The 8,412-nt window shown below is 71.7% G+C and carries 8 protein-coding genes; 7 read left to right on the top strand and 1 reads right to left on the bottom strand.

The window, feature by feature from the left end; all coding sequences use genetic code 11:
- The 3 genes from HET64_RS33065 to HET64_RS33055 all read left to right on the top strand — a co-directional run.
- On the top strand, window positions 1–716 hold a 716-nt coding region (locus HET64_RS33065; RefSeq protein WP_215110843.1), incomplete at its 5' end, for a response regulator transcription factor.
- Between the two features lie 30 nt (window positions 717–746).
- Window positions 747–1,919: a cytochrome P450 gene (locus HET64_RS33060; RefSeq protein WP_215110842.1), complete on the top strand. Its 1,173-nt coding sequence runs from the start codon at window positions 747–749 to the stop codon at window positions 1,917–1,919.
- A 54-nt stretch (window positions 1,920–1,973) separates the two neighbouring features.
- The gene (locus tag HET64_RS33055; protein ID WP_215110841.1) at window positions 1,974–3,170 is read left to right on the top strand and encodes a cytochrome P450; all 1,197 of its coding nucleotides are present in this window, start codon (window positions 1,974–1,976) and stop codon (window positions 3,168–3,170) included.
- 16 nt (window positions 3,171–3,186) lie between these two features.
- Here the strand turns inward: HET64_RS33055 and HET64_RS33050 are convergent, their stop codons facing one another.
- The gene (locus HET64_RS33050) at window positions 3,187–4,212 is read right to left on the bottom strand and encodes a Gfo/Idh/MocA family oxidoreductase (RefSeq protein WP_215110840.1); all 1,026 of its coding nucleotides are present in this window, start codon (window positions 4,210–4,212) and stop codon (window positions 3,187–3,189) included.
- A gap of 131 nt (window positions 4,213–4,343) precedes the next feature.
- Between HET64_RS33050 and HET64_RS33045 the strand changes: the two genes are divergently transcribed.
- The 4 genes from HET64_RS33045 to HET64_RS33030 all read left to right on the top strand — a co-directional run bounded on the left by HET64_RS33045 (window position 4,344) and on the right by HET64_RS33030 (window position 8,399).
- Window positions 4,344–5,102 (top strand): GntR family transcriptional regulator, encoded by a 759-nt coding sequence (locus tag HET64_RS33045; protein WP_215110839.1) that lies wholly within the window; start codon window positions 4,344–4,346, stop codon window positions 5,100–5,102.
- A 410-nt stretch (window positions 5,103–5,512) separates the two neighbouring features.
- Window positions 5,513–6,493 (top strand): sugar ABC transporter substrate-binding protein, encoded by a 981-nt coding sequence (locus HET64_RS33040; protein WP_215110838.1) that lies wholly within the window; start codon window positions 5,513–5,515, stop codon window positions 6,491–6,493.
- Window positions 6,490–7,545, top strand: a complete 1,056-nt coding sequence (locus tag HET64_RS33035) for an ABC transporter permease (protein ID WP_215110837.1) — start codon at window positions 6,490–6,492, stop codon at window positions 7,543–7,545. Before HET64_RS33040 ends, HET64_RS33035 begins: the two co-directional genes overlap by 4 nt.
- The gene (locus tag HET64_RS33030) at window positions 7,542–8,399 is read left to right on the top strand and encodes an ATP-binding cassette domain-containing protein (protein WP_215110836.1); all 858 of its coding nucleotides are present in this window, start codon (window positions 7,542–7,544) and stop codon (window positions 8,397–8,399) included. Before HET64_RS33035 ends, HET64_RS33030 begins: the two co-directional genes overlap by 4 nt.
- Window positions 8,400–8,412: the final 13 nt, after the last annotated feature.

The following is an 8,412-nucleotide window of genomic DNA, read 5'->3' as shown; positions in this document are numbered from 1 at the left end:
CCCCGGCGTCACCCACGCCCCCGCCCGTCCGGCTGCTGATCGTCGACGACGACCCGCTGGTCCGGGCCGGACTGACCCTGATGCTCGGCGGCGACGAGGGCATCGACATCGTGGGGGAGGGCGCGGACGGCGACGAGGTCGAGGAACTGGTCGAGCGACTGCACCCGGACGTCGTCCTGATGGACATCCGGATGCCGGTCATGGACGGACTCACCGCGACCGAACGGCTGCGCCGCCGGCCGGGAGCACCCGAAGTCGTCGTCCTCACCACGTTCCACGCGGACGAACAGGTGCTCCGGGCCATCCGGGCCGGGGCGGCCGGATTCGTCCTGAAAGACACCCCGCCGGCCCGGATCGTCGATTCGGTCCGCCGGGTCGCCGCCGGCGACCCGGTGCTCTCGCCCGCCGTCACCCGCCAGTTGATGGCCCGCGCCGCGGGCGGCGGAACCGACGACCGGGCCGGCCGTACCGACCGCGCACGCAGGCGTTTCGACCAACTCGCCGAGCGGGAGAAGGACGTCGCCGTCGCCGTCGGACGCGGTGGCTCCAACGCGGACATCGCGGGTTCCCTCTTCCTCAGCGTCGCGACCGTCAAGACCCATGTCTCGCGGATTCTCGCCAAACTCGAACTGAACAACCGTGTCCAGATCGCGCTGTTGGTCCATGACGCGGGGCTCCTCGACACGGACGGGGAAGCCGGGGGCGGCCTACGCTGACCGGACGGACCGGAAGAGGGGCTGACCACCATGGCTGTGCTCGATCTGCGCGAACTGCCGGACTTCACCGCGGATCCCTATCCGTACTACGCGAAGCTGCGGGCCGAAGGGCCGGTGCACGCCGTGCGCACCGAGGAGATGGAGCGGATCTGGCTGGTCGTCGGTTACGCGGAGGGCCGCGCCGCTCTCGCCGACCAGCGGCTCGGCAAGGACTGGCGGACCACCGGACGCCGGGAGGCGTCCGAGGCCGTGCTCAGCGCCAACATGCTGGAGCTGGACGCCCCGCACCACACCCGGCTGCGCCGGCTGGTCAGCCGCGAGTTCACCGCCCGGCGCATCGAGGCGCTGCGCCCGCGCGTCACCGAGATCACCGGCGACCTGCTCGACGCCATGGGGTCCCGGGGCTCCGCGGACCTGGTGGACGCGCTGGCCTTCCCGCTGCCGATGACCGTGATCTGCGAACTCCTCGGCGTCCCGGACATCGACCGGGACGCCTTCCGGACACTCTCCAGCGGCATCGTCACCCCCACCCCGGAGCAGCGGGACGCCGACCCGGCCGGTGCGATGGGCGCCTACCTCGTCGAACTCATCGAGACCAAACGCCGTTCGCCCGGCGACGACCTGCTGAGCGGGCTGATCCGGACCGGGGAGGAGGACGGCGACTCGCTCTCCTCCGCCGAACTGGTCGGCATGGCCTTCCTGTTGCTGGTCGCCGGTCACGAGACCACCGTCAATCTGATCGCCAACGGGGTCCGGGCGCTGCTCGACCACCCCGACCAGCTGGCCCTGCTGCGCGCCGACCCGGGGCTGCTCGACAACGCCGTCGAGGAGATGCTGCGCTACGACGGACCGGTGGAGACCACCACCATGCGCTTCACCCGGGAGCCGGTCACGATCGGCGACACCGTGATACCGCGCGACGAGCCGGTCCTCGTCGCCCTGGCCTCCACCGACCGCGACCCGGGCCGCTTCCCCGACCCGGACACCTTCGACATCCGCCGCGAACCCCAGGGGCACCTGGGCTTCGGCCACGGCGCGCACTACTGCCTGGGCGCACCGCTCGCCCGCATGGAGGCCCGCATCGCGATCGGCGCCCTGCTGGAACGCTGCCCCGACCTCGCCCGCGACCCGTCCGGCGGCGAGCTGGACTGGCTGCCCGGTCTGCTGATGCGCGGAGCACGGGGGCTGCCGGTCCGCTGGTGAGGCCGGGCCCGCGCCCCTCCTTCCGTACAGCGACTCACTCCGAAGGGAACCGTGTTGACCACCGAACCCCTGGTCGATCTCGCCGCGCTCGGCGAGCAGTTCACCCGTGACCCCTACCCCGCCTACGCCGCCCTGCGGGCGAAGGGCCCGGTCCACCGGGTGCGGATCCCCGAGGGCGCGGACGCCTGGCTCGTCGTCGGATACGAGGCGGGCCGCGCCCTCCTCGCCGACCAGCGGCTCTCCAAGCACTGGAGCCGGGCCTCGCCGTCACTCGGCGTCAGCAAGGTGTCCGCGGGCTCCTCGATGCTCGGCTCCGACGCCCCCGACCACACCCGGATGCGCAAACTGGTCGCCCGCGGGTTCACCCCACGCCGTATGGAGCAACTGGCCCCGCGTGTCCAGGAGATGACCGACGGACTGCTGGACTCGATGCTCGCGTCCCCGGACCGTACGGCGGACCTGGTCGAGGCGCTGTCCTTCCCGCTGCCCATGGCGGTGATCTGCGAGCTGCTCGGCGTCCCGTCCCTGGACCGCGAGGCCTTCCGTACCTGGTCCGGCCAGGCGGTCTCCTCCGTCGATCCGTCCCTGCGCGCCTCCTCCACGCAGGCGATGACCGCGTACATCGCGGGACTGCTCGCCGACAAGCGCGAGAAGCCGGGCGAGGACCTGCTGAGCGCGCTGATCCACACCTCCGACGAGGACGGCGACCACCTCTCCGGCGACGAACTCATCGGTATGGCCTGGCTGCTGCTGGTCGCCGGACACGAGACCACCGTCAACCTCATCACCAACGGCGTGCACAACCTCCTCGCCCACCCCGATCAACTGGATTCCCTGCGCGCCGACTTCATGTTGACCGACAACGCGGTCGAGGAGATCCTGCGCTTCGAGGGGCCGGTGGAGACCCCCACCTACCGCTTCACGACCGATCCGATCGAGGTCGGCGGAACGGTGATCCCCGGCGGCGGCGAGCTGGTCCTCGTCGCGATGTCGGACGCCAACCGGGACCCCGTCCGCTACCCCGACGGGTCCCGCTTCGACATCACCCGCGACGCCCGGGGCCACCTCGCCTTCGGGCACGGCATCCACTACTGCCTGGGCGCGCCGCTGGCCCGCATCGAGGCCAGGATCGCCATCAGGTCGTTGCTGGAGCGCTGCCCGGAGCTGCGGCTGACCGCCGACCCGGCGACGCTCGCCTGGCGCACCGGGATGCTGATGCGGGGGCCGCTGAGCCTCCCGGTCGGCTGGTAGCGGGCGGCTCCCGGGGTCAGGTCCGGCCGCCGGGGATCTCCGTCATCGCCACCGGCCGGCGTTCGCGGCGGGAGACCTCGCACGCCTCGGCGATCCGCAGGGCGTGCAGGGCCTCCCGCCCGTCGCACGGATTGGCCAGTTCGCCGCGGGCCACCCGCAGGAACGCGTCCAGCTCCGCCTCGTACGCCGGGGCGAACCGTTCCAGGAACCCCGGCCAGGGCTTCGCCGGTGCGCCGGGACCGCCGGGCTCGGCCGAGGTCAGCGGCGTACGGTCGTCCAGGCCGACGGCGATCTGGTCCAGTTCGCCGGCCAGCTCCATCCGTACGTCGTACCCGGCGCCGTTGCACCGGGTCGCGGTGGCGGTGGCGAGCGTCCCGTCGTCGAGGGTGAGGAGGGCGGCGGCCGTGTCCACGTCCCCGGCCTCCCGGAACATCGCGGGTCCGGCGTCCGAGCCGGTGGCGTACACCTCGCTCACCTCGCGGCCCGTCACCCAGCGCAGGATGTCGAAGTCGTGGACCAGGCAGTCGCGGTAGAGCCCGCCGGAGAGCGGGAGGTAGGCGGCGGGCGGCGGGGCCGGGTCGGAGGTGACCGCCCGCACGGTGTGCAGCCGGCCGAGCCTTCCCTCCCGCACGGCGGCCCTGGCCTCGCCGTACCCGGCGTCGAAGCGCCGCATGAAGCCGAGCTGGAGCACGCTGTCCGCCGCCTCGACCTCCGCGAGTGCGGCGAGCGTGCCCGGCAGGTCGAGGGCGATCGGCTTCTCGCAGAAGACGGGCAGCCCGGCGCGGGCGGCCCGTGCGATGAGCCCGGCGTGGGCCGAGGTCGCCGAACAGATCACCACGGCGTCGGGCGGGCCCCCGGCGGCGCCATCCCCGGCGAACAGGCCGTCCACCGCGACGGCCGTCGCCCCCGTCCGCGCCGCGGCCCCGGCCGCCCGGTCCGGGTCCGCGTCCGCCAGCAACAGGGCGTCCACGGCGGGGTGACGACTCAGGACCTCCGCATGGAAGGTGCCGATCCGTCCCGTTCCGATCAGTCCGATGCGCATGGGCCCCAAGGTGGCGTTCGCCCGGTCGTCATGTCAAGCGTTTGTCCTGACAAACGGCGGCCGCACCGATCGGCGGCTCCCCGCCCCGGTACGCCATGGCTTTGTCCGGACAAGCGAACTACGCTCGCCCCGTGACCGCACATGGATCCGACCGGCCGCTGCCGCTGAGCGTGGACCGCACCAGCCCGGTGCCGCTCTACTTCCAGCTGGCACAGCAGCTGGAGGCCGCCGTGGAGCAGGGCCGGCTGGCCCCCGGTGCCCTCCTCGGGAACGAGATCGACCTCGCCGCCCGCCTCGGCCTGTCCCGGCCGACCGTCCGCCAGGCCATCCAGTCGCTCGTCGACAAGGGGCTGATGGTCCGCCGCCGGGGAGTCGGCACCCAGGTCGTCCACAGCAAGGTCCGCCGCCCGCTGGAGCTCAGCTCGCTCTACGACGACCTGGAGGCGGCCGGCCAGCGCCCCGCCACCGGCGTCCTGCGCAACACCACGGAACCGGCCACCGCCGAGGTCGCCGCCGCGCTCGGCGTCGCCGAGGGCAGCGAGGTCCACCTCGTCGAACGGCTGCGCAGCGCCCACGGCGAGCCGATGGCCCTCCTGCGCAACCACCTGCCCCCGGGGCTGCTGCCCCTGCTCACCGAGGAACTGGAGGCCACCGGCCTCTACCGGCTGATGCGGGCTTCCGGCGTCACCCTGCACAGCGCCCGCCAGACCGTCGGTGCGCGTGCCGCGGACGCGAGGCAGGCGCGGGTGCTGGCGGAGCCCGTGGGCGCGCCGCTGCTGACGATGGAGCGCACGACGTACGACGACACCGGCCGGGTGGTCGAGTTCGGCTCGCACGTCTACCGGGCGCAGAGGTACGCCTTCGAGTTCCAGCTCCTGGTGCGCGCCTGAGCCACCCGGAGAGGGCGGCCGATCCAGCCCGTCCGGCGTTTGAGGACGGAACCGTCGACGTGGACGCAGGTCGCTTTCGGCAGGGTCCCGCGCCCCGGACTCCGTGTCCGCGGGCCCACCCGGGCAAGGGTCCCGTCCTCAAGCGCCGGACGGGCTGAGCGGATGGGCACCGCACCAACCGCCGCGTCAGCATGTTCGGACAAACGGTTGACGTGGACATGTAGCGCGACTAGAACTCGCTGCACCGAAGGACGCGCCCCACCGGCCCTGCCGGGCGGGAGCGGGCGGGGCTCGGGGATACTTGGGCAGCCGGGCCGGGACCGTACACTCCCCGGCCCCGTCAAGCAGCACAGCGAGCAGCAGTAGAAGGGCACGGCGTCGTGGCAAGGGTTCGGACAGGGGTACGCGCGATGGGCGCCGTGCTGGCAGTGGTGCTGGGCGCCTCCCTCACGGGATGCAGCAGCACCGGCGGCAAGCGCGCCGAGGAGCGCGCGGCCGCCGCGGCCGAGGGACGGGCCGCGGTGAACACGCCGCGCTGGACCTTCGCCATGGTCACCCACTCGGGCGACGGCGACACCTTCTGGGACATCGTCCAGAAGGGCGCCGAGCAGGCCGCGCTCAAGGACAACATCAACTTCCTCTACTCGCACAACGACGAGGCCAACCAGCAGGCCCAGCTCGTCCAGACCGCGATCGACAAGAAGGTCGACGGACTGATCGTCTCGCTGGCCAAGCCGGACGCCATGAAGGCCGTCGTCGCCAAGGCCGTCAAGGCGGGCATCCCGGTCGTCACCGTGAACTCGGGCTCCGCGGAGTCCAAGGAGTTCGGCGCGCTCACCCACATCGGCCAGGACGAGTCGATCGCCGGTGAGGCCGTCGGCGACGAGCTGAACAGCCGGGACCGCAAGAAGGCCCTCTGCGTCCTGCACGAGCAGGGCAACGTGGGCCACGAGCAGCGCTGCGCCGGGGCGAAGAAGACCTTCGACGGCACGATGCAGAACCTGTACGTCGACGGCACCAACATGCCCGACGTCACCGCGTCCATCGAGGCCAAGCTCCAGTCCGACAAGAGCATCGACGCGGTCGTCACCCTCGGCGCCCCCTTCGCCGACGCGGCCGTCCAGGCCAAGCAGACAGCGGGCAGCAAGGCCGAGATCGACACCTTCGACCTCAACGCGAAGGTCGCCACCGGCCTCCAGAGCGACAAGCTCGGCTTCGCCGTCGACCAGCAGCCCTACCTCCAGGGCTACGAGGCCGTCGACCTGCTCTGGCTCTACCGCTACAACCGCAACGTCCTCGGCGGCGGCCTGCCCGTCCTCACCGGCCCGCAGATCATCACCAAGGACGACGCCGACGCCCTGGCCGACTTCACCAAGCGGGGAACCCGATGAGCGGCTCCACCGCCGCGCCCCGGACGCCGGCGGAGGTGGACGAGCGGCTGGTGCGCACCTCACCGCTGCGCAAACTGCTCGGCCGCCCCGAGCTCGGCTCGGTCGTCGGCGCGGCAGCCGTCTTCCTGTTCTTCGCGATCGTCGCCGACAGTTTCCTCCAGGCCTCCAGCCTCGGCACCGTGCTGTACGCGGCCTCCGTCCTCGGCATCATGGCCGCACCGGTCGCGCTGCTGATGATCGGCGGCGAGTTCGACCTCTCCGCCGGGGTCATGGTGACCAGCTCCGCGCTGATCTCCTCGATGTTCAGCTACCAGATGACGGCCAACGTCTGGGTCGGCGTCTTCGTGTCGCTGCTGGTCACGCTCGCCATCGGCGCGTTCAACGGCTTCATGCTGACCCGCACCAAACTGCCGAGCTTCATCATCACGCTCGGCACGTTCCTGATGCTGACCGGTCTGAACCTCGGCTTCACCAAGCTCATCAGCGGCACCGTCTCCACCAAGGCCATCGGCGACATGGAGGGCTTCGACTCGGCCCGCGTGCTGTTCGCCTCGACGCTGACTCTCGGCGGTGTCGAGTTCAAGGTGACGATCCTGTGGTGGGCGGCGCTCGTCGGCGTCGCCACCTGGATCCTCCTCCGTACCCGCTTCGGCAACTGGATCTTCGCCGTCGGCGGCGAGGCCGACGCGGCCCGCGCGGTCGGCGTCCCCGTCATCCGCACCAAGATCGGGCTCTACCTCGGCGTGGCCTTCGCCGCCTGGGTCTCCGGCCAGCACCTGCTGTTCAGCTACGACGTCGTCCAGTCCGGCGAGGGCGTCGGCAACGAGCTGACGTACATCATCGCGGCCGTCATCGGCGGCTGCCTGATCACCGGCGGCTACGGCTCCGCGATCGGCTCGGCGGTCGGCGCCTTCATCTTCGGCATGACCAGCAAGGGCATCGTGTACGCCGAGTGGAACCCGGACTGGTTCAAATTCTTCCTGGGAGCGATGCTGCTCCTGGCCACCCTGCTCAACGCGTGGGTGCGCAAGCGCGCGGAGGCGACGGCATGACGGCCACCCCTGAAGACCCCGCGGGAGCGACCGCCGGACCGCTGGTCGAGCTGGCCGACGTGTCCAAGTTCTACGGGAACATCAAGGCCCTGGAGCACGTCTCGCTGGAGGTCCACGCGGGCGAGATCACCTGCGTACTCGGTGACAACGGTGCCGGAAAGTCCACCCTCATCAAGATCATCGCGGGGCTGCACCGGCACGACGCCGGACGCTTCCTGATCGACGGCGAGGAGACCACCCTCGCCAATCCGCGCGACGCCCTGGACCGGGGCATCGCCACCGTCTACCAGGACCTCGCCGTCGTCCCGCTGATGCCGGTCTGGCGGAACTTCTTCCTCGGCTCCGAGCCCACCGTCGGCGTCGGCCCCTTCAAGCGCCTCGACGTCCGGGGGATGCGCGAGAGCACCCGTACCGAACTGCTGCGCATGGGCATCGATCTGCGCGACGTCGACCAGCCCATCGGCACCCTGTCCGGAGGCGAGCGCCAGTGCGTGGCCATCGCCCGCGCCGTCTACTTCGGCGCGAAGGTCCTGGTCCTGGACGAGCCGACCGCCGCCCTCGGCGTCAAGCAGTCCGGTGTGGTCCTCAAGTACGTGGCGGCCGCCCGCGACGCCGGCCTCGGCGTGGTCCTCATCACGCACAACCCGCACCACGCCCACCTCGTCGGAGACCGCTTCATCCTCCTCAAGCGCGGCGCCATGTCCGGCAGCCACACCAAGCACGACGTCACGCTGGACGAGCTGACCCGGCAGATGGCGGGCGGCAGCGAGCTGGAGGAGCTCAGCCACGAGCTGGAGCGCACCCCGACCCCCACCCTCCCGGGCGCCCACGGCACGAAGGGCGGGACTCCCTGAGCGGCGACCGCCC

The sequence above is a fragment of the Streptomyces sp. McG3 genome (assembly GCF_018619185.1).
Lineage (GTDB): Bacteria > Actinomycetota > Actinomycetes > Streptomycetales > Streptomycetaceae > Streptomyces.
This window is presented reverse-complemented; position numbering and strand designations above follow the sequence as displayed.